This is a genomic window from Streptococcus sp. 2021WUSS126, from assembly GCF_044427255.1.
GTDB lineage: Bacteria > Bacillota > Bacilli > Lactobacillales > Streptococcaceae > Streptococcus > Streptococcus hashimotonensis.
The window spans coordinates 1-24,095 of sequence record NZ_JAOTGI010000025.1 but is presented as its reverse complement, the minus strand read 5'-3'; the positions used below and the strand labels follow the sequence as shown (position 1 = coordinate 24,095).

Here is a 24,095-nt window from a genome sequence, read left to right as displayed (position 1 = left end):
TCCTAAATAAATAATACTGCAATGATAAACATTATCAGTAAGATGATGACCCAAAAAAGGATTTTGTTTACCTTACTGCGGAAAGCTTCTCGCTTGATGGTTTCGATACGGCGACTTTTTACTACAGTAGGTTTGACCGGGATTCGGATCGTTTGTCCCTCTTCATATCCCTGATAATCTTCTTCTAGATATGGATCGAATAGAGCATCATCCATTGATATATCCTGGTTTGGACGATAGTGTCCAAACTGGCTAGATTGGTCGGAATACTGTTTCTTTTTCACTTTCTCTAAAATTTCATCCGTCAACAAGGGCTTGCCCATTGCTAGTTTCCTACTTTCTCATGAGTTGTAAATATTGGATAGCCATGATGGTCTTTGCATCACAAATATCGCCAGTAGCCAACAAGTTCAAAGCCTCTTCCAAGGTTACCTCATGTAATTCGATAACCTCATCTTCATCCATTGGACGAGGATTTTCAACCTTGATAAGGTTATCTGCTAAATAAAGGCGAATTCGTTCATTACAAAAACCGATGGCTGAATAGAAATCTGCCAACAAGGTCAGTTTGTCACTAGTATAGCCTGTTTCTTCTTCTAATTCACGCAAAGCAGCATCTTCAAGCGTATCTTCTTCGCCCAGCTCCAATTTCCCCGCCGGAATTTCATAAATAGTACGTTCAATAGCCTTGCGGTATTGTTTGACTAAAATCATTTTACCTTCTGGAGTGACGGCTAAAACGCAAACTGCTCCCTTGTGGAAAATGAGTTCGCGCTTACCAGTTCCACCATTTGGCAGGGCAACATCATCTACTACTACATCAAAAATGTGCCCTTTAAAAATTTCTGTCCGCTCAATGGTTTTTTCTTCAAAATTCATACGATTACCTATTTTTGACTTGGATGGAACGGAAAACGAGTCGCATAACCTTCTTTGTTTTCTTGACGACCACGACCAATACCGATGGCATCCTCTGGAATATCTTTTGTAATAACAGAACCTGCAGCCAACAAGGCATTGTCCCCAATAGTTACTGGTGCGATAATGGTTGAGTTAGAGCCAACAAAGGCATTATCTCCAACGGTTGTTTTAAATTTATTTTTACCGTCGTAATTGACAGTGATGGTGCCAGCACCAACGTTAACATTATTGCCAATCGTTGCATTTCCTAGGTAGGTCAAATGACCAGACTTCGTTCCTTGACCAAGTGTAGAGGCCTTGATTTCCACAAAGTTTCCAACATGAACATCTTTTTTCAAAAGACTACCTGGACGAATATGGGCGTATGGTCCTACCGTCACCCCTTCTTCAATGACAGATTCTTCAATGTCTGAGTTGCTGATGACGACATCTGCAGCAATTTTCGCATCACGTACACGTGTACCATTGGTTAAAACTGTACGTTCTCCAATGACTGTCTGCCCTTTCAAGACAACGTTAGCTTCAATAACAGCTTCTGCACCGATTTCCACATCGATGTCAATATAAGTCGCTTCTGGATTAACAAAAGTTACTCCGTTAATCATGTGTTTTTCATTGATTCGCTTGCGCATCACAGCTTCTGCAGTCGCTAGAGCGACACGATCATTGACACCCAAACTTTCATCAAAATCACGCAATACATAGGCACCAACCTTTTCGCCTGCCTGACGGAAAATCGAAATAACATCTGTCAGATAGTACTCACCTTGGGCATTGTCCGTATTAATATCTTTAAGCGCTTCAAAAAGACGTTTATTATCAAACAAATAGGTTCCTGTATTGATTTCTTTCACTTGTTTTTCAAAGTCACTGGCATCTTTTTGTTCAACAATTTTTTGCACTTCCCCATCAGCATTGCGAATAATCCGACCATATCCGAATGGGTTATCAGCCTGAGCTGTCAAGATAGTCGCAACGTTCTTGTGGCTGACATGGAAGTTAATGAGGTTCTTCAAGCTTTCTCCTGTAATCAGCGGAGTATCCCCTGCGATAACAAGGGTCTGACCTTCCAAACCTGCAAGAGCTGGCTCAGCCATCATAACGGCGTGGCCTGTCCCCAACTGTTCAGATTGAAGGGCAAACTCTGACTGCCCTTCGAGAACAGTCTGCACCAATTCTGCCTTGTGACCGACAATGGTTACTGTTTTAGCAGGTTCCATAGCATCTACAGCCCGTTTGACATGCTCCAACATGGTAATTCCTGCCACTTTGTGTAAGACCTTTGGCAAGTCAGACTTCATGCGAGTTCCCTTACCCGCCGCTAGGATAATTGCATAGTTATTGCTCATAGTTTTCTCTCTTTTCAATGATATACTCCTATTATAGCAAATTTTGATGTTTTTGGAAAATAGCGGAAGAAGTGAAAGAGAACTCGACAAAATGCAAAGTAGCCCTCTCACTTCCAAGCATCTAGTCTGGGCTAACTATAGTTCCTGAATGATGTGAACTGACTACCGCCAGCTTCTCAACCTTTTCCTCACTTTTACCTTTCTAGGTTTAGGTTGAGGCACTTCACTGAATAGCCTAAACCCACTGGACTGTTTTGATGCCAGGTTCAAGAAAGATGCTACAATCTAGGATAGAAAAAGGAGCCTGAGCTCCTTAGAATATTAGATGAAGACCTCGTTGACCATCTTCTCTTGCTTTCTCTGTCAAGGCTTTAAACTCTTCCCAAACAGGGCGTTCTTGGTCTGTAAAACGGAGATTGGCACCTGGAAGACTAGCATTAGAAATGGTCTGCACAAAGCCTGACAAACTATTTGCCAAAGCCACTCCTTCCTTACTAGCCACATCTTCCTTGGCAACAAGCAAGACCGACTGCAACTTCCCTGTCTTCTCTTTGCCAATCTCCTCCTCTTTTCCAGCAAGAATAGAAGAAAGCTGGTCCAATAAATTGATGACACGTTCCTTATCCATAGGAACCTCCTTGTTTAATTTTATATTATTATAATATAAATAACTAAAAATAAACAAGCAAGAACCTAGTTTTTAGGGTAAACTAATTCAAATTCTTCACAGACGACTAGCATATCTTCTGAGAAGGACAGGCCTGCTTCTTCCAGCCAGATAGTGAAAAGCTCTTCATGGACCTGTCGCCAGTGGATCAGACTTTTCGCTTTTATGTCAGACAAGTCACCTTCCTGACGGAACTCGCCCTCCTTATAGGCATGATTTTCCGTCACTTGGGAAAAGGGCGTCACATAGACCTTGGTGGTCTGGATAATGCACACAGCCTGACCTTGTCCGTCCAGAATGATGTCATAGCCACCAGCTCTTGGGATTTCTTCTCCCTCTACTGCGTAGAGGGCATGAGCAGAGCTGGTCGAAGTTTTTATGCCCCTGGCCACCAAGTCAGCCAGTCGATCAGCTTCCGCCCCAAAGGCCCAAGCCTCTGGCTCAGGACCTGCTTGGGGATTGGAGGCAAGAAAATCTTGCCAGAGTTGTGTAGGTGTCATGGTTTTTCCTTTCTAGAATACCATTCCTCTCTCGTCAATAAACTCACTCGTTCGGTACGGACTTCATCAATGAGCGGGAAATGTACATCTTCCAAGAGGTATTGGTATACAAAACCCAGCTTTTCTTGTACACGCAGAGACTTGCTATTTTCTACAAATGCACAACACCAAATCTTATCTAAACTCAACTGGGCAAATCCGTAATCCAGTAAAACTTGACTAGCTTCTGGAATGAGACCCTGTCCCCAAAACGATTGACCAAGCCAATAGCCCAGTTCGGCTTCTGAATCAGGTAAATCAAGACCACTCTGCTTGCCAATCATCAGGCCAATACTGCCAATGACCTGACCTGTTTCTTTGAGGACAAGGGCATAGGTTTCGGGTTGGCTGAGAACTGTCTTGATAATCTCTCGACTTTCTTCCAGACTCTGATGAACTGGCCAACCCGCTGCGGGACCAACTTCAGGATGACTGGCCTGAGAAAATAAGTCAGCTGCGTCTGCCTCGCTCCAAGGACGAAGCAAAAGACGATTAGATTCAAGAATCATAACATTCCCCCTACTTCAAACTCCAGCCACCGTCAATAGTGACAATCTGGCCTTGCATGGAAGCGAGTTTGCCAGTAGCCAGCATGAAGGTCAGCTCTGCGATTTCGCTGGGCTGGGTCCAGCGTCCGATAGGGGTCTGGTCTGCCACCCAGTCCGCCAGCCCACCAGGCTCAAAATCCTTCTGGGTCATGCCTGTCTGAACGGCACCAGGGGCGATGCCGAAGACCTGGACCTTGTCCTTGGCATAGTCCAGTGCCAGCTGCTTGGTAAATCCTGCCAAAGCGTGCTTGGAGGCAGTATAGGCAGAGCCTCCTCCACCTGCTAGACTGGAAGCAATGGAGCACATATTGATAATGATGCCGGACTGTCTGTCCACCATTTGCTGCAGATAGGGGCGGGTTAGTCTGGTCACCGCAAAAAAATTAACCGCGAAGATGCGAGCTAATTCATCCTCCTCAATATCAAGGTGGGGACGGTAATCATCTAGAATGCCTGCGGTATTACAGAGGACATCAACTGTCTGGCACCACGAAAAGACTGGTGATAAATCGCCAATCAGGTCCAGCTGTAGAAAGTGGAAGTCCCCTGCCAAATCAGGCTTGCTGGCCTGATCAATCCCGTAGACACGCCAGCCATTTTCCAAAAAAATCTCCGCCTGCGCTAGTCCAATGCCGCTGGAAACGCCGGTGATAAGGGCTGTCTTAGTCATGGACTTCTACCCAGTCGGTCGCAAGGACATCGCAGGGGGTCGGGCTCCACATGGAGAAGCCTTCGCCCTCGCCTGTCACGTTGATGAGGAAATAGGGCGTCGCCTCCAGTTTTTGCCCGTGAACCTCAATCGTGTCAAAGAGCTGGACGTAGTTCTCCGCCCCGCCCCAGCCTGTGCGAACGTACTTTTTCTTGGCCTTCAAGCCTGGTAAAATCTCTTCAAATGTCATGGTTTACTCCTTTGTTGTCTATAAACGTTGATTTAATAGGCTTTTCAATCGACCTATGAGTTCAAAAAATAAAATTTGTTCACCTTTTTGTGGAGTTATAAAGAATTTATGGCTTTTTCGTAATAAGAAACTGCCTCTTTTTCTTTGTCCATGGAAAGGTGTCCGTAAATGTCCATGGTCATAGCTAATGTTGCATGACCTAGGCGGTATTGTAATTCTTTATAGCTGATACCAGCATTTAGCAATAAACTAGCGTGAGTATGTCGGAAAGCGTGAAAGGTAAATCTAGGGATACCAACTTCAGCAATGCGCCTATCTAGGCTTTCCTGTCTAGTCGCCATGTTTTGGTATTCTTTCGTAGGTGTCGCAAACACCACAGCAGAAACACGCGCCCCAGTCTCGATAAATAATTGTCGTTGTCTACTCTTGTAAAGTCGTAGCAGATTGATTGTTGTCTTGTCTATGCTGATGACCCTAACCCCTGCCTTACTCTTTGGCGTACCGATTAACTTTAATAGTCTACTGTAATTTTTGGTTATGCTGATAGTTCCATTCTCTAGGTCAATATCAGACCATTCTAGGGCTACTACTTCTCCAAATCGGCAACCAGTGGCAAGTAAAACGCTGTATAGAACATAATCAAAGAAATAGCTAAATTTCTTATTGGCTAGCTTTTCCATGTAAGCCATTAACGCTTTTAAATCTTTTGGAGCTATGAACTTAATAGCCTTATTTTCCTTTTTTGGTACTTTTGGCAATATGACATCACGCGCAGGATTGAATGGCAATAACTGGAGAGATACCCCATATTGTAAGACACGCCTATTGATTGAGTGTACAACACTATAATGTACCAACTCTCTAGATAAATCATTAATAAAACCTTGAATATAGCTAACAGATAGCTTATTTAATTTCAAAACGCCAAAGACTGGTATTAAGTGATTATAGAGCATTCTCTTAGTTGCAATGAATGTTTGAGGCTTTACAGTTAGTTGGTAGCTTTCTAGCCATAACTCAGCCAATTCTTGATAATTCCTTACTGGCACAACTTTAGTAACCGTGTAGCCATTAGAAATAAAATCGTCTTGCGCGTGCTTTGCTTTCTGCCTAGTTTCTTTTCTTGTCCTACCTGTTACGCTTGTTTTAGATCTCTTACCTGTTACCTGGTCAGTACCTAAATAAACACTAGCACGGTACACGATCGTACCGTTTTTCTTTTTGACTTCTGTAATTTTCACGATATGAACCTTTCTAAACATCAGCAGGCAAGCCGTTATTAAAAAGATTTTGAGTTATTAGGTTTATATCATGCTGAGGCTTACGAGAATAGCCCTATTTTCGTTTGTTTTGGATAAGTTGATAATTTTATATACTTGAGGGGTAGAAAGCGATTATGGGCGTTTTAGGCGTATATTTGGACAATCATAATTTTAGACCTTTTAACAGGTCATAAAATGAGCGATAAGCTACTAAGGTATGTATAGATTTTGTAAAGGTAGCTAGAGTTGAAACCACGCGCTAACTACTAAAAATACTATTTTGTTGAAACATGTTAAAAAGAGTATTTACAAAACTAGACAAAACTAGACATTTTTCAGCGTATGGCATACAGAAAACCTAGAAAAACCTATCTTTCAGATTTTGAAATGTTGGAAAATGCGAGCATATAAGCCTATATAGGCGCGTGGTTTTGCTAGGTATTTATACATGAAGTTTGATAGTGGTTAATCTTCACACTCTGAATTTTTGAGTAAGTCTTGAAATTCGGAAATACTATATATTTTATCTGGTTTTTCAGAAAACTTACTAGTCACCTTTAATCCATTGTATTGCATGTCCCAAAATGAGCTATATTCAAAAAGTTTGTTGAACTCCATATTTTTAGCAATCTCTAAGCCTTCGAAATCTTTATGTTTCATATAATTCATTAGGTATCTATCATTGATATTTGACATGGAATACATTGTATTGATAATTAAAGGAATTTGATTATCTGACAAATATAAATCATGATGTTTTAGAAACTCAATAAAATCATTATTAAAATCATCAATCATCATAGATATTTCTTCTTCTGCTGTTCTTGTAGGGGAGTAACCCAGTAAAAACGGAATATGTACACTAAAATAATCAGCTAGTTGCTGAGCTTTGTCTGGTTTGATTTGGCTTTCTCCATTTTCCCAATTTTGTAAAGTTCTATAATGCACACCAATTTTTTTAGCTAACTCTTTCTGAGATAGCTTTTTTTCTTGCCTTAATTCTTTCAATCTATTCATATTTTCACGACCTTTCAAAAGTGATTATATACCATAATTTGAAAAAAGTACACTTTTTTTGTGTATTTTATCAAAAAACAGTTGACAAGGATAAAATTATTGTGTATCATTCAAACCAAGCACAACAAAATTGTGTATTTCCCTCCACAACCTTTTACACTTTCAATCTATGGAGGGGGGATTTTTCAAAGAAAGGAGAACGGCATGAGTAAACTCAAAGGCTATCGGGTCATGTTAGGGCTAACCCAGCAAGCTATGGCGGACAAGCTAGATATTTCTTTGCAGTCATACAACAACAAAGAAACAGGCAAGACCCCATTTAATGACAAGGAAAAGAGAGCACTCAAGACCATTGTCGCGGAAGTTAAGCCAGATATCACCATTGATGAACTATTTTACAGCTAGAAAGGAGCAGGCAACCTATGAACATAGTTTACATGGACGGCAAGAAAGAGCCGTATACAACACACGACATCATAGCAGAACATGCTGAAATTGATAATATTTCAGTCAGAAAGCTAATTGATAATCATAAAAAGGATTTAGAAGTTTTTGGGGTTTTGTCATTTGAAATCCATAAACCCGAAAAAGGTTCATTAGGTGGGCGACCTAGAAAAGTTTATAGGTTAAACGAGCAACAAGCAACACTATTGGTCACCTATCTAGGCAATACAGAACCCGTTAGAGAGTTCAAAACAAACCTAGTCAAAGCATTCTTTGAGCTACGTAATGAGGTGGCAGAGTTCCGCTATCAGAGGGCACTAGAAAAGCCCAAGCGTAAAACCTTACATGATAGCATAGAGACATGGGAACAAGCACCAAAGCACGCGCACCCAACCATTAACAACTTGCTACTAAAAGGCGCTAGCGGATTAAATAAAAAACAACTTATGGCACAACGTGGCGGACATAATGGCATTGATAGCTTAACAAGTGCTGAGCTAGTCAGATACCAAGCCTTGGAGGATATGGCTATCGCTATGATTAACCTAGGCATGACTTACCAGGATATAAAAACCATGGTATTCAGACAGAAAACGGAGGTATCACAATAGGCTTACTATCAGCACTACTACACCTTTTACTATGGGCATTTACTACAGACAGCCCAAAAGATGACTAGAAACGCACCATACAAGGCGCGTGAAAGCAACAAAAAAGGCTTATGCAACCGACCAAAGTTCCAAGCCTTTTCACACAATTAAACTAAATCCAATAACAGCAGGCAAGCCGTTATTAAAGGGATTTTAGTAATTTACTGATACTTAGATTATATCATGATTTAAGTATCTTGACCATACGGAGAGAACTAACTCTTAAAAAGAGCATAACACAAGAAACCAATTTGAAAACGACCTTTTAACAAAAAAGTAAGAAAACGAGGATAACAAATTGACAACACTAGCAAAGGCTAGCATTTTTATAGCCAAGAAAGAAAATTATACCACCAAGCAATGGGATAGAATACAACAGCAAAAACGAAGTGAGGAACAAGCCCACAGGAGGTTAACGGCTCTATATGGCACTAGGGTAGCTAACACAGTCATTTACAACGTGACTATGTGCTATTACAACATTAAGCGCAAGTTTGCAGATACCTATGAACAGGCTTGTGATAGCTTAGGTGATGACATGTTAGAGAACATTATTTACAGAGCAGTAAATAACCTACCCTCCATTGGGGCAGAACGAAAACCTAATCAATCTCTATCAGATTTTTGGGGACAGTTCAGCACAAGGGAGGTAACAGAATGACACTACCACCGCTACCAGAGAATTATAGGGGCGTGCTTAATCTTATCAAGGTAGGAGCTGACAACCCCATCACAGGGGCAGAGATAGCCCTTATTTTGAAGTTAGAGGAAAGGACAGTACAAAGTATCATTAGCCGTTTAATCACGCGCTACGGTGCCCCTATCATTGGCGTAAGACATGGCTTTAATCGTGGTTACTTTATCCCAGCAGATAAGGCGGAGCTATTAGATGGCGCTAAAGCCTTTTACAATCAAGTACAAGAAGAACAAAAGCGCCTAAGTGTTTTGTTAAATGCTGACCTTGACAGCTATAAGAAACTACTGAAAGGGGCTGATATGAATGTTTAGCCTAAGCAAAGAGAGCGAAAATAGTCTAAAACGTGGCATATTAAAGCTTATATCTGAATTTCTAAAAAATTATCTAAAGCCCAAACCACGTATAACAGGCTTGATCACTCCCAAACAGATAAAAGACGAGCTGGACGTAGATTATAAAACTTTGCAACGTTGGGAGCGTGCAGGTTTGAAAAGGCTAACTCCCCCTATCGAGGACACGCGCAAAGTCTTTTATAAAATCGACGACCTTTTAATATTTTTAGGAGCTGAGAAATGACAATATATGAAACCCGTGGCTTTGGGTCTTTACTTTATCCATACAAGGGAAAGCTAGAACCTTTTGAATATATCTCTAATTTTAAACCCTTGGAAGTCCCTAAAGGTACTGATTTAGAAGAATATAAGCGAACACAAGCCCCCTACTGTTTAAGTGGTAAAGTCACGCCAGAGAAAAACGGTAGCTATAAGCGAAACAATGCAAGTCTTATTTATCGTGATTTGATTTTCCTAGATTATGATGAGATAGATACAGGCGTAAACCTACCTAAAACCATTTCTGAGCGACTTTGGGAGTATAGTTATATTATTTACCCAACTATCAAACACACCGCAGAAAAGCCCCGTTATAGGCTTGTAGTAAAGCCTAGCCATAACATGAATGAGACAACCTATAAGCAGGTAGTCAAGGAGATAGCGGATAAGGTTGGGTTACCGTTTGATATGGCAAGTCTTACATGGTCACAGTTACAAGGCTTACCTGTAACCACAGGCGACCCAGAAGAATATCTGCGCTATATTAACCATGGGGAAGATTATCCAGTACCAAAAGCAAGGCAGAACCGAGCAAGGCAGAACCGAGCAACTCAAAAGAGCACTACTCCTTACACACCTAAAACCAACGGTCAGAAATCTATCACAATGCGCGTGATAAATACCCTGTTACATGGCTTTGGAGACGAGGGAGGGCGTAACATAGCACTCACGCGCTTTGTGGGGCTGCTACTTAATGAATGGGTTGATTGTGACATAGAAACAGCCTATGAGCTTGCACAGATAGCTAATAGCGTTACTAATACTCCCATACCACAAAGAGAGCTAGATAGAACTTTTGAAAGTATTGTAAAATCTGAAATTAGAAAGAGGTCGAGAATGTGAATATCAATGAATTACAACAGGAATTAGATAATGCTAAACAGATTAAAAAGCCCCAAACCATGAAAGAACTATACCAACTGTTACAGTCATTAGGTGAGACATGGCGAGATGAACACAAAGAGGAAAAGGAAATCACCAAAGGCAACAGAAAAGGCGAGGTAGAAACCAAAATACCACGCCCTAGTGTTGCTGAGGTGGCTAATATTTTACTTAGAAATTGCTACTTTACCTTTATTGGATATAGTAAGCTGACCGATAGTAGCCAGCTATATTTTTACCATTTAGACCTAGGCTATTATATCGCTAGCCGTGATATAGTCAATAAACTTATTCTAAAATTTGACAGCAGACTAACATCTAAGAGATTTACCGAAGAAGTGATTATATTTCTAAGAACAGAAACAAAAATCAAGCCCCCTATGCAGGAAAGCTATCTAATACCAGTCAGAAATGGTATCTTTAACTTACATACCAAACAATTAGAACCATTCAGCTCCAAATATGTTATCACAACAAAAATAACCACAGCATGCAACCCAGAGGCTAAAAAGCCCCTTTTAGGTGGCTGGTTTGATTTTGATAAGTGGCTCGACAGTCTCGCTTGTGGAAATAAAGAAATCATCACACTACTTTGGCAAGTCATGAACGAGGCTATCAACCCCAACCGCACGCGCAAAAAGATGGTCATTTTAACTGGAGATGGGAACAACGGAAAAGGGACATTTCAAGCCCTATTAGAAAATCTGATAGGCAAGGAAAACATCAGCAACCTAAAACCCGACCAATTCCAAGAACAGCACCTACTTTCAGCCCTTAATGGAAAAGTTTGTAATATTGGTGATGATATTTCTGATAAATACCTTGATAGCGTTTCTGACCTAATGAGTATTGTTACAGGCGATACTATCCAAGTCAACCCTAAACATTTACAGCCCTATGAGGCTACTTATCGCCTTTTATGTATCTTTTCTGGAAATGGTATCCCTAGAAGTCGAAACAAGTCACAAGGCTGGTATAGGCGGTTATGTATCGTACCCTTTAACGCTGATTTTAATGGCACAGTGGAGCGCCCAGAAATCAAAGACGACTTTATTAAAAACAAAGAGCTTTTAGAGTGGGTACTCTATAAAATCCTAAATATGGCAGAGTTTGATAAATTCATTGAACCTAAAGCAGTTAAAAACATGTTAGATGAATACAAAGAGGACAACGATTTTTATTATTCTTTTGTCGTTGGTACTTATATCCCTAACGGTTATCATGAGTTGCAACATGTACCACTACCCATTATCAAGCAATGGCTAGAAGAATTTACAGAGGATGAGGGTATTAAGAACGCTAACCTATACGGTTACGGTAAGAAAATGCTTGCTGTACTGAACAAAGAAAGCGACGGTACTTATACAATAAAATCTGGGCGAGTACCAATAGAAGATTATGAAATATTAGATCCAAACGAATTTTATGGCAGAAAACTAGGCGGAGTACCAAAAGGGATACATAGAGACTACATAGAATAGTAAGAGGGTACAAAGTTTGTGACCGTGTGACCAAGTTGTGACCAAGATTTTCAAAGACGGTCACACGCTGAAACCCTTGATAATACTGACTTTTTCCCTTTATTTTTTATAAATGTGACCGTGTGACCATCTTTTTTATTTATATATATAGGAGTTGGAAATCATTTCATCTTTTCTATATAAATAATTTTTCAAAAGACGGTCACAAGATTTTGACAGCACCTAAACCCTTGGTACTACTAGCTTAAAAGGTGTGACCAAGTTTTTTCAAAGATGGTCACAAATAGCAAAATTTTACATAATTTATCTTAAAATAAGAAAGAGAGACTAAAAATGACTGAAAACCACTACCTAGAACAAGCGGAAAAAGACAGACTGGAACTTGAACAGCACCGCTTAAATTATATGGCTGGTGATACACCCGTAGGCTACTATCCAAGGACTGAGACAGAGAGGCACGCGCCTCTTTTTGTCATTTAATCAATAAAATTGGGTTTTCTATATAAGGAGGGGGGATAAGATGATTGAATTAACCATAGAAAAGATAATCAAACCACTAAAAGAAAAAGGGTTGTCAAAAACATGTGGACAGTTGAGAGGGCAAACTATCACTATTGACCTTAATAACCTAACTACTACTTATGATAGCCAACAGATAAATTTAGCTAGCATACCAGGAACATACGGAGGTACTCGCTACTTCTTTCTTTGTCCTAATTGTGGTAGACGGTGCAGGAAACTTTATAAACAGTATCTGTATTTTAGTTGTGGAACGTGTCAACAAGTCCACAAGAAAACATTAAACCGAAGTAAAACAGATTGTCAGTATTATTTTAATCTAGCATTGAAAGAGGCTAGAAAGGTAGACCCTAGTTATTATCCAGAAAAAGGGTACGTAGATTATGATAATTTTCCAAGCCGTCCAAAAAGAATGAGAGCCAAGACATACTGGAGACATTACAGAAAGTTTACTAGCTATTTAGATAAAGGGGTGAGCTATTGGTTGGGGGGACTAAAATAACAGGGTGCATTTACAAAACAAACAAATAAAGAACGTTCTATTAGTTCCCAAAACAAATAAACTTACTCAATCGAACAAAGAACTAACCAAAGAACACGCGCTATTTTTGATATAATCATAGCGAGGTATTAAATTATGTTTGAAATCAATATGACAATTAACGAGCGACTAAGAGACATTAGAGATTTGAAAGATGCTATTTCTAGTTTAGAAAATGATAAACTTGAACTTGAGAAAACTTATCCAGTACAGTCTAGGAGAATTAGAAAGAGAAAAGCAAGATTATTGGTAGCAATACGAGGAATTAAAGCAAAACGGCAACGTATGACAGACTTAATCAATCAACTATCAGACGAAAAACAACGTAAAATTTTAACCTTACAATATATCGAAGGAGTAAAAGACAAACATTTAGTAGAGGCAAGCGGTCTAAAAGATTATAGAGAAGTCTCTAGCATTAGACAAAAAGCTATTAAGAACTTAGAGCAGTTACAAAAGCAACTAGAACAGCCACAAGCTTAAATTTATCTCTATTTTAGCGCGTGTTTTACCTTGTCCGATAAATTTAACCATACAGCAACTAAAAGCCCTTAGAAACGATTTTAGGGGCTATTTTTGATAACTAACATTAGATAAATTATCATTCTTTTTACTTGAATACGTGTAATACGTATGATATAATAATCTTGTCAGGAGGTAAAAGCGCTATGCCTATGACACAAAAAGAAATGGTTAAACTACTTACCGCCCATGGTTGGACAAAAACCAAAGGCGGTAAGGGGTCTCACGTTAAACTTGAAAAAGCAGGCGAGCGACCTATAACCATTCCCCACGGTGAAATTAACAAATACACCGAAAGGGGTATCAAAAAGCAAGCAGGACTGTTATAAAGGCAGTCCCTCGCTTGTCTTTGATTTTGGAGGTAAACTATGCTTGTCACTTATCCAGCTTTATTTTATTATGACGATACAGACGGAGCTAACGCCCCTTATTTTGTCACTTTCCCAGACTTTGAACATTCAGCAACTCAGGGCGAAGATATGGCAGACGCTATGGCAATGGCTAGTGATTGGTTAGGTATTTATCTAGCTGATTATATTGAGAATGGGCGTGATATTCCCACTCCTACCCCTATTAATGCTTTATCATTGGCTGATAATAACCCTTTCCGTGATGATAAGGACATAGAGCTAGTTTATGACCCTAGCAAGTCTTTTGTATCTATGGTTATGGTTGACGTTGCTGAGTATCTAGGCAGTCAAGAGCCTGTAAAGAAAACACTAACTATTCCACGTTGGGCGGATACTTTAGGGCGTGAGTTAGGGCTAAATTTCTCACAGACCTTAACAGATGCTATTGCAGATAAGAAAATTCATGCTTAACACTATCTAACTTATTTGATAGGGCTAAACCAGTACACTAAAACAGATAAACTGCTAAAGTGTAAGGTTAGCCCTATTTTGTATTTTTACACAATAAAGGAGTAATTTTAACATGGCTAAACCTAAAGAAAAATGGACACCAATAATAACCCACGTTGTCCCTAAGGGTACTGAACTAGCAGACGGTACAATATTAGAAAAAGAAACAACTTTATCACAAGAAGAATTTGCTAAAAATCCCCCTGTTATCCCAGACGGGCATCCTTTTTATGATATATGGGCTAGGATAATTAGAGAGAAGCTAGAAAAGGGTAAGCTATAGCACCAAAATACAGTAAAAAACAGTAAAATACAGTAGATTTGCGCGTGATAAACATGGTATAATATATTCACAGCTGGAGGCTTGCATAGTCTAGCCGATTAGGGAGAGTTAGCCCGTGAGGTCACACACTCCCTTTTTTGGTATAATAAGCCTATCAGATAAGCAAAAGCAACTAAAAAAAGCGCCTTATCAAGTGTACTTAGGATTTGCTTTTGTAAAGTGAATATGATAGCATGAAAATATAGTATCCTTTACAGGTTCCACCGCTATTCTGATAGCGAAGGAGCGGAATATAGCGCGACATTGAATGCCGCTCAGTGATAAACGTACCAGCCAATATGTCGTTAGTTTTGCTGGTGTCCCCTGTTGGTGGTTGAGGGGATAGCGAGGAGGGGTATCCCTCTTTTTTGTATGGTAATTAAGAAGACCTGAAAAAAGCACCTTGTGGGGTGCTAGTTCTTGCCTGCTGAACTCATGATTTATTGACCTATTTTAGGTCTTTTTTTGTTCACCTTTTTGTGGACTTTGGGAGACTGTTAAAGAAAATTTATGACTATAATTTTTCTAAAAGTCCACAAAAATATAGCCCACAAACGCCTATTTCAAGCCTTTCCTAGACATTCTAAAGAATCTCTTCAAATGTCATGGTTTACTCCTTTGTGAATTCATCTTTTTGGCAAATAAATAGAAAATGGTTGCTGACCCCAAGTAAATGGGGATCCTTGCAGTGAGCAAAATGCCAGTCCAGATAGGTCTGGTAGGTCCTCTGATCCATGGCATTGATCTGTGGAGCCAGCATTTCAGCAAATCCATCGGTGGCAAGGATAGAAAGAATAGACAGACCTGCTTGTTCCAGCATTTCTCGGCACTCCTCCAGAGTAAAGAACACAAAAGGTCTATTCTTGACGCGTCCTTTATCTGCCTGAAAACCGCTGTCCTGAGCTGTTAGATAATGAGGATTGCGGGCAGTTTCTGTCATCGGTATCATGTCATGATTGATAAAGGCGATGAACAGCTTGCCCCCTGGTGCCAGAAGTCGCTTAGCTTGGCGAAGACTTTCCTCACGGTCTGCTACTTGCGATAGGTGGTAAAGCGGTCCGAATAGTAAAACGATGTCGAAATATCCGCTGGGAAACTCTTCCAGTTCCAAGGAGCTTTTCTGTTGGGCTGCTAGATTGGTGAGCTGGCTAGTCACAATCTTTTCTGTCAATCTTTGGTAGTTTCGAGAGGCAGGCTCTAGTGCGACTACTTCCTTAGCAATCTTTGCAAGGGGAAAAGAATAAACTCCCGTCCCTGCCCCAATGTCCAATATCTTAGACTGGTCAGTCACATACTTTTCCAACTCACGAAAGGTGGTCAAAAATTCAAACTATCCAGCTTGACTAACCAACCGCTCATCCTCGTGAAAAACAGAATACAAGGCTTCATGGCATTGCAAATCGTCTTCGATGCAAGAATTTCCTCAAACTCCATACAGGCACCTCCTGTTTTTCTTTATTATACCAAAATATACCATCTATTTCTTTTTCCTCACCAACAAAACCGCAGTTCCAATCCAAAAGGCCATCGCTGGAAGAATGACCAACATCAGATTGAGCCAAACTGGAACGGTCATGACCATATTTACCACACCGCCAACAATCATGAAGAGATAGGTCGGTAAAAAGACATAGCGGACTAATTTTTCCTTTTGGAAAAATAGCAGAGCAAGACCGAGCAAAGTGAGTGGCACTAGAAGCCCCCAGCCAGTCAAGACTAGGTCAGGTTCCTTGGGCATTGCCCAGAGACGAAGTCCACAAATCACGAGAAAAAGAAGGGGGATGCAGAGAAAACTTGCCCAAACCTTGATTTTGCTGGTCTGGTAAATCAGACTGCGAATGATGAGGAAAATCCCTGCTGGGAGGAGGAGGCTAAGTACCGCGTCGCAGATCAAGTCCAGCCAGTTGAGGGAGATGGTTCCTGTCCCTGCAAAATCCATGAGCCATTGGCTACCGAGGTAAATGATGAGCATGAGGCCACTCAGGTTTGCAACTTCCACGAAACCAATCGGAGGGAGATAGCTGAGTAGGTCGTCCGCCATCTGCTTGCTATCTTTACCCAGAAAATCCTCCGCCGAAAGCCCGTCTTTTTGGGCTTCAAGAACATCTTGGTAAATGGATAAAAGCTGGGCAGTCACTGCTTCTTCCTGCCTGTGAAAGACAGAGGCAATCATCATGTAGCCATTGATACGGCCCATGTATTCCTTGTTTTCCTTAGTCAGCTGGCTTTCAATCACTTCAATCTGCTTGCGGTATTCCATTTGTTTGCTCATCCTACTCTCCTTTCAATCGCTGAACCTTTTGGACCAATTCCGTCCATTGGCTCCAAAAATCTTCTAGATAAGCCTTTCCCTGGTCTGTCAGATAAAAATACTTCCTGTCCGGTCCGTCTGGCGAGGGCTTATTCTGACTAAGAATCAGGCTATTTTTCTCTAACTTCTGAAGGAGGGGATAGACTGTCCCTCCGACCATGTTTTCAAAGCCCTGATTTCTCAACTCCTGAACCAGCTCATAACCATAAATCTCCTTCTGACTGATAATTTGTAAGACACAGCCGTCTAGGACCCCCTTTAGCATTTGGGTTTCTTTCATAAGCCCTCCTCATCATCTGTAAAAAATCCAAACAGCAAGCCTGATGCTAACAGGATACCTAAAATCAAAATAGAATCCAAGGCCCAGCCAGTTATAATGGCCGTCACAAGCGTGATACCTGCTAGTTTCCAACTTTCCCGACTTTTCTTATCCAGTTTCATACTGCCTCCCCATCTAGTTTGTAATACACACTAGTCTTGTAAAAATAAAAGTGATTTTCTTTGTCTTCTATCACTAGTTTGTTTTACCTATTAGTATTGTATCTATAGTGTAACACAAGGTAGCTAGTATGTAAAGCAAAATAGTGGAAAATGAGTAAAAAAATCAACACTACTACTCAAAGTTTGTGTCAACATCTCAGCACAGTGATAGATTGCTTCAACAGTCTGGGGAGAGACTGTTGAAGGTGGGAAATAAAACAAACGCAGTTTGTGTCCAAACAATCTGGGAAATTGTTGGAAGTTGGAAATAAAAAGTTACGGTAGCAACATATCTAAAAACACATAAAAAACTTGGGTTGCCCCAAGTTTAGGAAATAATTTGTTTGTAAGACCGTGTCGTGATGGCATATACCACTAGGTAAAGGAGGAGATAGCCACCACAGATGCCTACCGTTACTTGCAGCATAAGCCCTGCATTGACCACACCAATAGACAACAAGATAGACGAGAGCATCTTGTAGGCAAATGCAAGATGAACAAAGGCAAGTAGGATAGGTAGGAAAAAGACGGTCAGCAATTGCTTGCGAATGGACTGTCTCGTCTGATCCTCATCCAGACCAACCTTGGTCATAATGACGAAGCGATCTCTGTCTTCATAGCCTTCTGAAATCTGTTTGAAGTAAATCACCAGCACCACCGCCATCAAAAAGATGAGTGATAGCAAGAGGCCGATGAAGAAAAGTGAACCTGCAAAACTGAAGAAACTACGCATCGCATAGGCACGGTAGGCGAGACTGATGGCGTTCGTTCCATTCGGTAATATATTGGACTCCCAAAGCTCACTTTCAAAGGTACCGGATAAGAAGACCTCCTGGCTATTTACCTGCTCTTCTTCTGATAGACTACTTTCAAAGCCCATATAATAGCGATTTTCGGCTAGATTTTCAAATATTGTCAAATCTTGAACAACAATGACTAAATACTTACTAAAATTAAAAGTCACATGGTCAGGCAGATGTCCCAAGGTCACATTCTTGGGCAAGACTTGGGCAACTTTCATCTCCTTTTCATCAAAGGTGAGGGTTTGACCAGCTTGATACTGGACTCCCTTACTATAAATGGCCACTTGGTCAGCTGCCAACTCCAGTTTTTGACTAGTCATTTTTTCATATGTAGCTTTATCCAAAATATAGCCTACACCTACTTGATTAGAAAAATCCATCCATGACTCTTTTTCTGTCAAAAATTTTACTTGCTGATTTGTCACCTCAGAAAAATAGGCTTGCTGATAAGGATAGACCACCTTACTTTCAACAGGAATATCTGTCTCTTCTAAGATAGCTTCCGCCCACTCCTCCCACTTCTCCGTTTGAGCTTTTGAAGTGGTTGGTTGCATTCCAAAATCAATAGAATAATCATTTGGATTTTGATTGGCGATATAATCTTTACCACCGATGTAAATATTGAGTCCTCCAACCATGGTCACCAAAAACATGCTAGAGAGGATAGTAATGGTCGCAAGGCCCAGAGCATTTTTCCGCATACGGAAAATCAAGTTGGATACAGAAATGAAATTATCTGGCTTATAATAATAGGTCTGACGGTTCTTTAGCCAGTTTAATAGACTGATAACACCTGCGTGGAAGAGCAGGTAGGTCCCAAGGATAACCAGAAGAGTCGCTCCAAAGAAACTTGGAATAGCCTGCATCGGACTGGTCACTAGTTGGGCAATGGTATAGCCTGCCCCCAATAAGATAAGAGCTAAGAGGGTCTGTAGCCAGAGTAAGCCTGATTTCTTATCCCCACGCTTCTTACCTTGAACCAGTTTGAGTGAGTCGGTCAAGCCCAGTTTTCCAATATTAAAGAGGCTGACCAAGGCGAAAATGCCAAAGAGATAGATAAGTACAGTGACTAGACTTTTCAACTGGAAGGTTGAAGCCAGGACCACAGGCATCTGCATAGCTTTCAGCAAGAGGGCATAGAAGAGTTTATCTAGAGCCAGTCCCAAGAGCAAGCCAGATAGAATGGTACCGACTGAAAAGACCAGATTTTCTAGAAAAGTCATCAAGAAGAGATGTTTTTTCTCCAGACCAAGAATGCTATAGACACCAAACTCTTTTGACCGCTGCTTCATAACAAAACTATTGGCATAGAAGACCATGATGGCAACGGCCAGCATAACCACAATCATACCGAAGCCCAGCACTTGAATCACTCCATTGGCCCCCTTGACCTGACCTAAATCAGGATGAAAGGCAAGCGAGGCAAAAATATAGGCAATGGCTGTGGACAAAATGGTCATCAGGGCATAGGGAAAATAGAGTCTGCGGTTCTTTTTGAGATTGGTCAGAGCCAATCGAACGGTTAGTCCAAACATACTACTCACCTCGATTCGCCATAAGTGTCAAGGTATCTGAAATCAGCTGATACATTTCCTGACTGGTTCTCTCACCTCGGTAGATTTGATTGTAGAGAATGCCATCCTTGATGAAGAGGACCCGTTTGGCACGACTAGCTGCTACTGTCGAGTGGGTTACCATCAGAATAGTTTGCCCTTCTTGGTTGATTTTTTCAAAAATATCTAGAAGAGTTGCCGTTGATTTAGAGTCGAGAGCCCCAGTCGGCTCATCCGCTAAGAGTATTTCTGGCTGGGTAATGATGGCACGCGCCACCGCAACTCGCTGCTGCTGACCACCCGAAATCTCGTAGGGCATCTTGTCTTGCAAGGTCGCAATTCCCAGGCTATTAAGCGTATGAACGAGTCGCTTGTTCATCTCATCAATCGGATAGCGGGATAAAACCAGAGGTAAGAGCACATTGTCCTTGACAGAGAGGGTGTCCAAGAGATTGAAATCTTGGAAGACAAAGCCCAATTTCTCCCGACGAAAGGCTGCCGCTTCCTTGCTCTTGATAGACTGGGTATCCAATCCGTTAAGCAGGACCTTGCCCTGCGTTGGCTTATCAAGGGTTGCCAAAATATTGAGCAAGGTGGATTTTCCAGAACCAGACTCACCCATAATAGCGACATATTCACCCTTTTCCACTGTAAAATGAATATCCTTCAAAGCCTCAACCTGTCCCGCCTTAAAGAGAGAACTGTATATCTTTTGAACGTGTTGAACATCTAAAACTGACATAACTTGACTCCTTTTCTTTTTCTACCTTCATTTTTCTACCTTCATTCTACACGGTCCCAAGATAAACTACCATAGCCTTAGCTTTCATTTACGTGACAGTTTTGTAAGATTAATCAAAAATCAACTCCACTTCTTTGATACCGATTCGCACCTCTGTTCCCCGCCCCACTTTTGATTTTAGCTTTAGGGAATAGCCCAGCTCCGCAGCAATTTTCCGTGAGAGATAGAGCCCCAGACCCGAAGATTGCTGGGTTCTGCGCCCATTGAAACCTGAGAAACCACGCTCAAAGACCCGTTCCAAGTCACTCTCTGCAATCCCAATTCCCGTATCGCGAATGACCAAATCATCTCCATCCAAAACAATCGAAATGGTCCCTTCCTGACAATACTTGAGGGCATTAGATAAAATTTGCTCTATCAACAGGCCCAGCCAGCGTTTGTCTGTCTTTACGCTCCTATCCAGCTGACCCAGATCCAGGCTGGTATTGACCTGAATGAAAAAGAGGGAATATTTCTTGACCAGACATCTGACCAGCTCTTCCAAATTGACAGATTCAATAACCAAATCATCATGGAAGGATTGTAAACGGAGGTAGTTCAAGACCAAACCTGTATATTGTTCGATTTTAAAAAGTTCGGATTCTAGCTGATGACGGACTGAACTGCTGTCCACTTCCTTGGCCAAGAGCTGACTGGCTGCAATAGGCGTTTTCATTTGGTGGGCCCACAGGGTGTAGTAGTCATCTAATTCTGTCTGTTCCTGACGTTGTTTTTCCAGCAGGAGCTTGTTTTGGACTTCTAGTCGCTCCACTCTCTCCTGCAAACAACGCTCACTGGCTGTCCCAGTAGCCACTTTCTGACCACGCCAGATTTTTCTAAAACGAGAAACTTCCCTGACAAAATCCCAGAGGAGGGCGAGAATCCAACAAATACTGAGGAGGAGGATGGCATAGAAAATCAGGTTTCTTTTGATGTCAAAGAGGCTACTATAAGCCAGAATAGCCACAGCAAAAATGGCGTAGGCTATCAGAAAAATCAAGCGATGACCAAGCCATGAGGTCAAAAATCCTGGTACTAATGAGCCAAAATCATCCTTATTCATGTGTCCACACCAGGCCGTAGCCTACTCCTTTCTTGGTCGCAATCACATCTGGCAGACCCAGTTCTGCCAACTTTTTACGCAGGCGAGCAATGTTAACCGACAAAGTATTGTCATCCACAAAAATATCACTGTTCCAGAGTTCTCTCATCAGCTCCTCACGGCTGACCACCTCCTTGCCATGCTCAAAAAGCACCCGTAATATCTGAAATTCATTTCGTGTCAGCTCTTCCACAACCTGTCCATAGGACACCTGCATGGTCTTTAAGTCTAGAGAAATCTCCTCAAACCAGAGTAAACTTTGTTCGCCAACAAAGTCATAGGTTCTTCTGAGAAGCCCCTGTATTTTGGCCAGGAGAACCGTCATTTCAAAGGGCTTGGTCACATAGTCATCCGCCCCCATATTGATTGCCATGACAATATCCATAGGCTGGTCATGGGAAGACAGAAACATAATGGGCACACGGGATGTCTTGCGAATTTCCTGACACCAGTAATAGCCATTGAAAAAAGGCAGCCCAATATCCAGTAAAATCAAATGGGGCTGAAAATCTCTTATCTGGTCCAAAACCGTCTGAAAATCCTTGACCTCTTGAACCTGATAGCCCCAGTTGATCAGGTTTTTGGCAACTAGTTGGCTAATGGTTTTATCATCCTCAACAAGAAGTATTTTCTGCATAACTATCTCCTTTCATATCCCTACCATTTATTATAGCTTACATTGGAACAAATTTGAGTATTTTTATACATTTACACAAGAAGTTGACTAAAAAACCAGGTCATCAGTGGTGCAAATTTGTCATTCCCCACATATTTCGTTATACTAGATAAAAAAGGAAAGGACTCCTATGCCGAATTTATTAACCTATATTGAAGAAACTCAATACGATAATTTTTATGATAAACCTATCAATAAGCTAGATATTCTGGCTCTGACCGAACTTTCCTACCTCCCTTTTGATAATCTGGTCCCCTACTCTTTTACAGAAAATGGTGTACGACTTGATCGGTTGGCAACGGCCTTTGAAGAGACCTACAAAAATAATTTCCCTCCCTTTTCTATGGTGACCAAAAACCGCCTAGCCTTACTTGGACTTCTAGCCAAATCCAAACGCTTCAAATCTATCAAGGCATTTGGCTTCGTTGACGATTATCAGTTGGAACAGGAAAAGCAGTTTTCAGCAATCAGCTATCGCATTGACCGAAAAACAATTGTGACTTGCTTCAGAGGAACAGATGACACCATTATCGGTTGGAAGGAAGACTTCCACATGACCTATATGGATGAAATTCCTGCCCAGCGTGCAGCGAGTGGCTACTTAGAAAAACTTATGATGCAGCAGATGGGCCATTTTTATCTGGCCGGTCATTCGAAAGGCGGAAATTTAGCCCTCTATGCAGCATGCCAGCAAGCTACAGACCAACAGGATAGAATCCTAGCTATCTATCCCTTTGATTCACCTGGCTTACACAAAAAACACTTGGAAGCACCTAGTTACCAAGCTATTCACCAACGGATTTTCCCTGTCATTCCCCAGAATTCAATTGTCGGTATGATGTTAGAAACACCAGAAAATGCTCAAATCGTTCAGAGTAATACCCTCGGTATTCTACAACACATCAGTTTTTCTTGGGAGGTTGACGGAAGCGACTTCAAACTAGCCCCTGCCCTGACCAGCGATAGCCTACAAACAGACCAAGCCTTAAAAACTTGGACGGCTAGTTTAACAGACGATGAATTACGTGACTTCTTCGATTTATTTTTCGGCATTTTCATCAAAGCAGGAATTGAACGTTTTAGCGACATCACGGTAAATCCCCTACAGAAATTACAGGAAATTGATCGACTGAGAAAAGAAGTAGCTCCAGAAGAAGCTGAGATGATGGACAAACTCATTCGGCTACTCTTTGACACCCGCTACCAAATTTGGAGGGACAATATTAGCACTTCCATTCCAAGCCCTGAAATCTCTCTACCAGATTGGCGGAAATTGTTTCAAAGAAATACAACTGAAAATAAAGAAAACTAGCTCAACCACTGAACTGCTCCCTGTCAAGTGGACAATGAAATAATAAAAGATTAGGCGACGGCCTTGTTCCTCATTTCAAGAGGGGCAAGGCCGTTGTTGCGTTCTTGAAAACGTTGATGATTATAAAAATAGATGTAGGCATCAATATCTGACACCAGCTCCTCAAAAGTCTTATACTTCTTCAAATCATAGCACTCCGTCTTAAAGTGCCCAAAGAAGCTCTCAATTGGTGCGTTGTCAATACACTTACCAACACGAGACATAGAGCGTGTCATCTGATACTGAGTCGTTAAACGGTAATAATCTTTCGAAGTATATTGTGAACCTCGGTCGCTGTGAATCAATG

At 41.2% G+C, this 24,095-nt stretch carries 32 protein-coding genes; 13 read left to right on the top strand and 19 right to left on the bottom strand.

From position 1 onward, the window contains the following. Nucleotides 1-2: 2 nt before the first annotated feature. The 10 genes from macP to ODU39_RS08785 form a co-directional block, all read right to left on the bottom strand. Nucleotides 3-323, bottom strand: coding sequence for a cell wall synthase accessory phosphoprotein MacP (gene macP / locus ODU39_RS08830; RefSeq protein ID WP_002936700.1), 321 nt, complete (start codon nt 321-323; stop codon nt 3-5). Nucleotides 324-333: 10 nt separating this feature from the next. After that, the gene (locus ODU39_RS08825; protein ID WP_043025385.1) at nt 334-879 is read right to left on the bottom strand and encodes an NUDIX hydrolase; all 546 of its coding nucleotides are present in this window, start codon (nt 877-879) and stop codon (nt 334-336) included. Between the two features lie 8 nt (nt 880-887). Continuing rightward, the gene (gene glmU / locus ODU39_RS08820) at nt 888-2,270 is read right to left on the bottom strand and encodes a bifunctional UDP-N-acetylglucosamine diphosphorylase/glucosamine-1-phosphate N-acetyltransferase GlmU (RefSeq protein ID WP_398580260.1); all 1,383 of its coding nucleotides are present in this window, start codon (nt 2,268-2,270) and stop codon (nt 888-890) included. Nucleotides 2,271-2,583: 313 nt separating this feature from the next. Further along, nucleotides 2,584-2,898 (bottom strand): hypothetical protein, encoded by a 315-nt coding sequence (locus tag ODU39_RS08815; protein ID WP_053867289.1) that lies wholly within the window; start codon nt 2,896-2,898, stop codon nt 2,584-2,586. A 65-nt stretch (nt 2,899-2,963) separates the two neighbouring features. Next, on the bottom strand, nt 2,964-3,437 hold the full coding sequence (locus ODU39_RS08810) for an ASCH domain-containing protein (protein ID WP_044758704.1): 474 nt from the start codon (nt 3,435-3,437) through the stop codon (nt 2,964-2,966). Further along, a complete protein-coding gene (locus ODU39_RS08805; RefSeq protein ID WP_172030166.1) occupies nt 3,434-3,985 on the bottom strand; it encodes a GNAT family N-acetyltransferase in 552 nt (183 codons plus the stop codon). Before ODU39_RS08805 ends, ODU39_RS08810 begins: the two co-directional genes overlap by 4 nt. Before the next feature lie 10 nt (nt 3,986-3,995). Then, nucleotides 3,996-4,694, bottom strand: coding sequence for a 3-oxoacyl-ACP reductase (locus ODU39_RS08800; RefSeq protein ID WP_398580259.1), 699 nt, complete (start codon nt 4,692-4,694; stop codon nt 3,996-3,998). Next, nucleotides 4,687-4,923, bottom strand: coding sequence for a DUF2829 domain-containing protein (locus ODU39_RS08795; RefSeq protein WP_004194840.1), 237 nt, complete (start codon nt 4,921-4,923; stop codon nt 4,687-4,689). The genes ODU39_RS08800 and ODU39_RS08795 overlap by 8 nt, the downstream gene beginning before the upstream one ends. 95 nt (nt 4,924-5,018) lie before the next feature. After that, nucleotides 5,019-6,164, bottom strand: coding sequence for a tyrosine-type recombinase/integrase (locus tag ODU39_RS08790; protein ID WP_398580265.1), 1,146 nt, complete (start codon nt 6,162-6,164; stop codon nt 5,019-5,021). A gap of 486 nt (nt 6,165-6,650) precedes the next feature. Further along, a complete protein-coding gene (locus ODU39_RS08785; protein WP_398580258.1) occupies nt 6,651-7,220 on the bottom strand; it encodes a helix-turn-helix domain-containing protein in 570 nt (189 codons plus the stop codon). Between the two features lie 186 nt (nt 7,221-7,406). Here ODU39_RS08785 and ODU39_RS08780 point away from each other — a divergent pair, with 186 nt between their 5' ends. The 12 genes from ODU39_RS08780 to ODU39_RS08725 all read left to right on the top strand — a co-directional run bounded on the left by ODU39_RS08780 (nt 7,407) and on the right by ODU39_RS08725 (nt 14,692). Then, nucleotides 7,407-7,607 (top strand): helix-turn-helix transcriptional regulator, encoded by a 201-nt coding sequence (locus ODU39_RS08780; RefSeq protein WP_029188910.1) that lies wholly within the window; start codon nt 7,407-7,409, stop codon nt 7,605-7,607. A gap of 17 nt (nt 7,608-7,624) precedes the next feature. Beyond that, complete coding sequence (locus tag ODU39_RS08775; protein WP_398580257.1) at nt 7,625-8,257, top strand: Rha family transcriptional regulator; 633 nt, start codon at nt 7,625-7,627, stop codon at nt 8,255-8,257. A 337-nt stretch (nt 8,258-8,594) separates the two neighbouring features. Then, a complete protein-coding gene (locus tag ODU39_RS08770) occupies nt 8,595-8,957 on the top strand; it encodes a hypothetical protein (RefSeq protein WP_398580256.1) in 363 nt (120 codons plus the stop codon). Continuing rightward, the gene (locus tag ODU39_RS08765) at nt 8,954-9,304 is read left to right on the top strand and encodes a hypothetical protein (protein WP_398580255.1); all 351 of its coding nucleotides are present in this window, start codon (nt 8,954-8,956) and stop codon (nt 9,302-9,304) included. The genes ODU39_RS08770 and ODU39_RS08765 overlap by 4 nt, the downstream gene beginning before the upstream one ends. Then, nucleotides 9,297-9,569, top strand: a complete 273-nt coding sequence (locus ODU39_RS08760; RefSeq protein WP_105257014.1) for a transcriptional regulator — start codon at nt 9,297-9,299, stop codon at nt 9,567-9,569. The genes ODU39_RS08765 and ODU39_RS08760 overlap by 8 nt, the downstream gene beginning before the upstream one ends. After that, complete coding sequence (locus ODU39_RS08755; protein ID WP_398580254.1) at nt 9,566-10,447, top strand: primase alpha helix C-terminal domain-containing protein; 882 nt, start codon at nt 9,566-9,568, stop codon at nt 10,445-10,447. The genes ODU39_RS08760 and ODU39_RS08755 overlap by 4 nt, the downstream gene beginning before the upstream one ends. Beyond that, a complete protein-coding gene (locus ODU39_RS08750) occupies nt 10,444-11,967 on the top strand; it encodes a phage/plasmid primase, P4 family (protein WP_398580253.1) in 1,524 nt (507 codons plus the stop codon). The genes ODU39_RS08755 and ODU39_RS08750 overlap by 4 nt, the downstream gene beginning before the upstream one ends. Nucleotides 11,968-12,487: 520 nt before the next feature. Continuing rightward, entirely contained in the window at nt 12,488-12,988 is a 501-nt protein-coding gene (locus tag ODU39_RS08745) for a hypothetical protein (protein ID WP_398580252.1), read from the top strand. Between the two features lie 135 nt (nt 12,989-13,123). Then, nucleotides 13,124-13,510 (top strand): sigma-70 family RNA polymerase sigma factor, encoded by a 387-nt coding sequence (locus tag ODU39_RS08740; RefSeq protein WP_398580251.1) that lies wholly within the window; start codon nt 13,124-13,126, stop codon nt 13,508-13,510. 185 nt (nt 13,511-13,695) lie between these two features. Beyond that, on the top strand, nt 13,696-13,878 hold the full coding sequence (locus tag ODU39_RS08735; protein ID WP_014637653.1) for a type II toxin-antitoxin system HicA family toxin: 183 nt from the start codon (nt 13,696-13,698) through the stop codon (nt 13,876-13,878). Nucleotides 13,879-13,917: 39 nt separating this feature from the next. Beyond that, a complete protein-coding gene (locus ODU39_RS08730) occupies nt 13,918-14,370 on the top strand; it encodes a type II toxin-antitoxin system HicB family antitoxin (protein WP_398580250.1) in 453 nt (150 codons plus the stop codon). Between the two features lie 112 nt (nt 14,371-14,482). Then, a complete protein-coding gene (locus ODU39_RS08725; protein WP_398580249.1) occupies nt 14,483-14,692 on the top strand; it encodes a BOW99_gp33 family protein in 210 nt (69 codons plus the stop codon). Nucleotides 14,693-15,341: 649 nt separating this feature from the next. Here the strand turns inward: ODU39_RS08725 and ODU39_RS08720 are convergent. From ODU39_RS08720 to ODU39_RS08685, 8 genes are all read right to left on the bottom strand, one after another. Beyond that, entirely contained in the window at nt 15,342-16,052 is a 711-nt protein-coding gene (locus tag ODU39_RS08720) for a class I SAM-dependent methyltransferase (RefSeq protein ID WP_398580248.1), read from the bottom strand. Nucleotides 16,053-16,208: 156 nt separating this feature from the next. Then, on the bottom strand, nt 16,209-17,003 hold the full coding sequence (locus tag ODU39_RS08715) for a hypothetical protein (RefSeq protein ID WP_398580247.1): 795 nt from the start codon (nt 17,001-17,003) through the stop codon (nt 16,209-16,211). A gap of 1 nt (nt 17,004) precedes the next feature. Next, entirely contained in the window at nt 17,005-17,322 is a 318-nt protein-coding gene (locus ODU39_RS08710) for a PadR family transcriptional regulator (protein ID WP_024387534.1), read from the bottom strand. Then, a complete protein-coding gene (locus ODU39_RS08705; protein WP_024386445.1) occupies nt 17,319-17,483 on the bottom strand; it encodes a membrane protein in 165 nt (54 codons plus the stop codon). Before ODU39_RS08705 ends, ODU39_RS08710 begins: the two co-directional genes overlap by 4 nt. A gap of 367 nt (nt 17,484-17,850) precedes the next feature. Next, on the bottom strand, nt 17,851-19,860 hold the full coding sequence (locus ODU39_RS08700) for an ABC transporter permease (protein ID WP_398580246.1): 2,010 nt from the start codon (nt 19,858-19,860) through the stop codon (nt 17,851-17,853). 1 nt (nt 19,861) lies between these two features. After that, a complete protein-coding gene (locus ODU39_RS08695) occupies nt 19,862-20,620 on the bottom strand; it encodes an ABC transporter ATP-binding protein (RefSeq protein WP_024382815.1) in 759 nt (252 codons plus the stop codon). Nucleotides 20,621-20,729: 109 nt separating this feature from the next. After that, complete coding sequence (locus ODU39_RS08690; RefSeq protein ID WP_136671483.1) at nt 20,730-21,722, bottom strand: HAMP domain-containing sensor histidine kinase; 993 nt, start codon at nt 21,720-21,722, stop codon at nt 20,730-20,732. Next, nucleotides 21,715-22,398: a response regulator transcription factor gene (locus tag ODU39_RS08685; RefSeq protein ID WP_398580245.1), complete on the bottom strand. Its 684-nt coding sequence runs from the start codon at nt 22,396-22,398 to the stop codon at nt 21,715-21,717. The genes ODU39_RS08690 and ODU39_RS08685 overlap by 8 nt, the downstream gene beginning before the upstream one ends. Before the next feature lie 169 nt (nt 22,399-22,567). On the opposite strand from ODU39_RS08685, the gene ODU39_RS08680 reads away from it, so the two are divergent. Beyond that, complete coding sequence (locus ODU39_RS08680; protein ID WP_398580244.1) at nt 22,568-23,749, top strand: DUF2974 domain-containing protein; 1,182 nt, start codon at nt 22,568-22,570, stop codon at nt 23,747-23,749. Nucleotides 23,750-23,799: 50 nt separating this feature from the next. Here the strand turns inward: ODU39_RS08680 and ODU39_RS08675 are convergent. Then, on the bottom strand, nt 23,800-24,095 hold a 296-nt coding region (locus tag ODU39_RS08675), incomplete at its 5' end, for an IS3 family transposase (RefSeq protein WP_300972687.1).

Bases quoted from the DNA above. Each gene is read 5' to 3' on its own strand.
- ODU39_RS08730 (WP_398580250.1), top strand. From the start codon at position 13,918: ATGCTTGTCACTTATCCAGCTTTATTTTATTATGACGATACAGACGGA.
- ODU39_RS08780 (WP_029188910.1), top strand. From the start codon at position 7,407: ATGAGTAAACTCAAAGGCTATCGGGTCATGTTAGGGCTAACCCAGCAA.
- ODU39_RS08775 (WP_398580257.1), top strand. From the start codon at position 7,625: ATGAACATAGTTTACATGGACGGCAAGAAAGAGCCGTATACAACACAC.
- ODU39_RS08740 (WP_398580251.1), top strand. From the start codon at position 13,124: ATGTTTGAAATCAATATGACAATTAACGAGCGACTAAGAGACATTAGA.
- ODU39_RS08710 (WP_024387534.1), bottom strand. From the start codon at position 17,322: ATGAAAGAAACCCAAATGCTAAAGGGGGTCCTAGACGGCTGTGTCTTA.
- ODU39_RS08700 (WP_398580246.1), bottom strand. From the start codon at position 19,860: ATGTTTGGACTAACCGTTCGATTGGCTCTGACCAATCTCAAAAAGAAC.
- ODU39_RS08735 (WP_014637653.1), top strand. From the start codon at position 13,696: ATGCCTATGACACAAAAAGAAATGGTTAAACTACTTACCGCCCATGGT.
- ODU39_RS08765 (WP_398580255.1), top strand. From the start codon at position 8,954: ATGACACTACCACCGCTACCAGAGAATTATAGGGGCGTGCTTAATCTT.
- glmU (WP_398580260.1), bottom strand. From the start codon at position 2,270: ATGAGCAATAACTATGCAATTATCCTAGCGGCGGGTAAGGGAACTCGC.
- ODU39_RS08745 (WP_398580252.1), top strand. From the start codon at position 12,488: ATGATTGAATTAACCATAGAAAAGATAATCAAACCACTAAAAGAAAAA.
- ODU39_RS08680 (WP_398580244.1), top strand. From the start codon at position 22,568: ATGCCGAATTTATTAACCTATATTGAAGAAACTCAATACGATAATTTT.
- ODU39_RS08810 (WP_044758704.1), bottom strand. From the start codon at position 3,437: ATGACACCTACACAACTCTGGCAAGATTTTCTTGCCTCCAATCCCCAA.
- ODU39_RS08815 (WP_053867289.1), bottom strand. From the start codon at position 2,898: ATGGATAAGGAACGTGTCATCAATTTATTGGACCAGCTTTCTTCTATT.
- ODU39_RS08760 (WP_105257014.1), top strand. From the start codon at position 9,297: ATGTTTAGCCTAAGCAAAGAGAGCGAAAATAGTCTAAAACGTGGCATA.
- ODU39_RS08805 (WP_172030166.1), bottom strand. From the start codon at position 3,985: ATGATTCTTGAATCTAATCGTCTTTTGCTTCGTCCTTGGAGCGAGGCA.
- ODU39_RS08715 (WP_398580247.1), bottom strand. From the start codon at position 17,003: ATGAGCAAACAAATGGAATACCGCAAGCAGATTGAAGTGATTGAAAGC.
- ODU39_RS08825 (WP_043025385.1), bottom strand. From the start codon at position 879: ATGAATTTTGAAGAAAAAACCATTGAGCGGACAGAAATTTTTAAAGGG.
- ODU39_RS08725 (WP_398580249.1), top strand. From the start codon at position 14,483: ATGGCTAAACCTAAAGAAAAATGGACACCAATAATAACCCACGTTGTC.
- ODU39_RS08795 (WP_004194840.1), bottom strand. From the start codon at position 4,923: ATGACATTTGAAGAGATTTTACCAGGCTTGAAGGCCAAGAAAAAGTAC.
- ODU39_RS08690 (WP_136671483.1), bottom strand. From the start codon at position 21,722: ATGAATAAGGATGATTTTGGCTCATTAGTACCAGGATTTTTGACCTCA.
- ODU39_RS08800 (WP_398580259.1), bottom strand. From the start codon at position 4,694: ATGACTAAGACAGCCCTTATCACCGGCGTTTCCAGCGGCATTGGACTA.
- ODU39_RS08685 (WP_398580245.1), bottom strand. From the start codon at position 22,398: ATGCAGAAAATACTTCTTGTTGAGGATGATAAAACCATTAGCCAACTA.
- ODU39_RS08755 (WP_398580254.1), top strand. From the start codon at position 9,566: ATGACAATATATGAAACCCGTGGCTTTGGGTCTTTACTTTATCCATAC.
- macP (WP_002936700.1), bottom strand. From the start codon at position 323: ATGGGCAAGCCCTTGTTGACGGATGAAATTTTAGAGAAAGTGAAAAAG.
- ODU39_RS08695 (WP_024382815.1), bottom strand. From the start codon at position 20,620: ATGTCAGTTTTAGATGTTCAACACGTTCAAAAGATATACAGTTCTCTC.
- ODU39_RS08705 (WP_024386445.1), bottom strand. From the start codon at position 17,483: ATGAAACTGGATAAGAAAAGTCGGGAAAGTTGGAAACTAGCAGGTATC.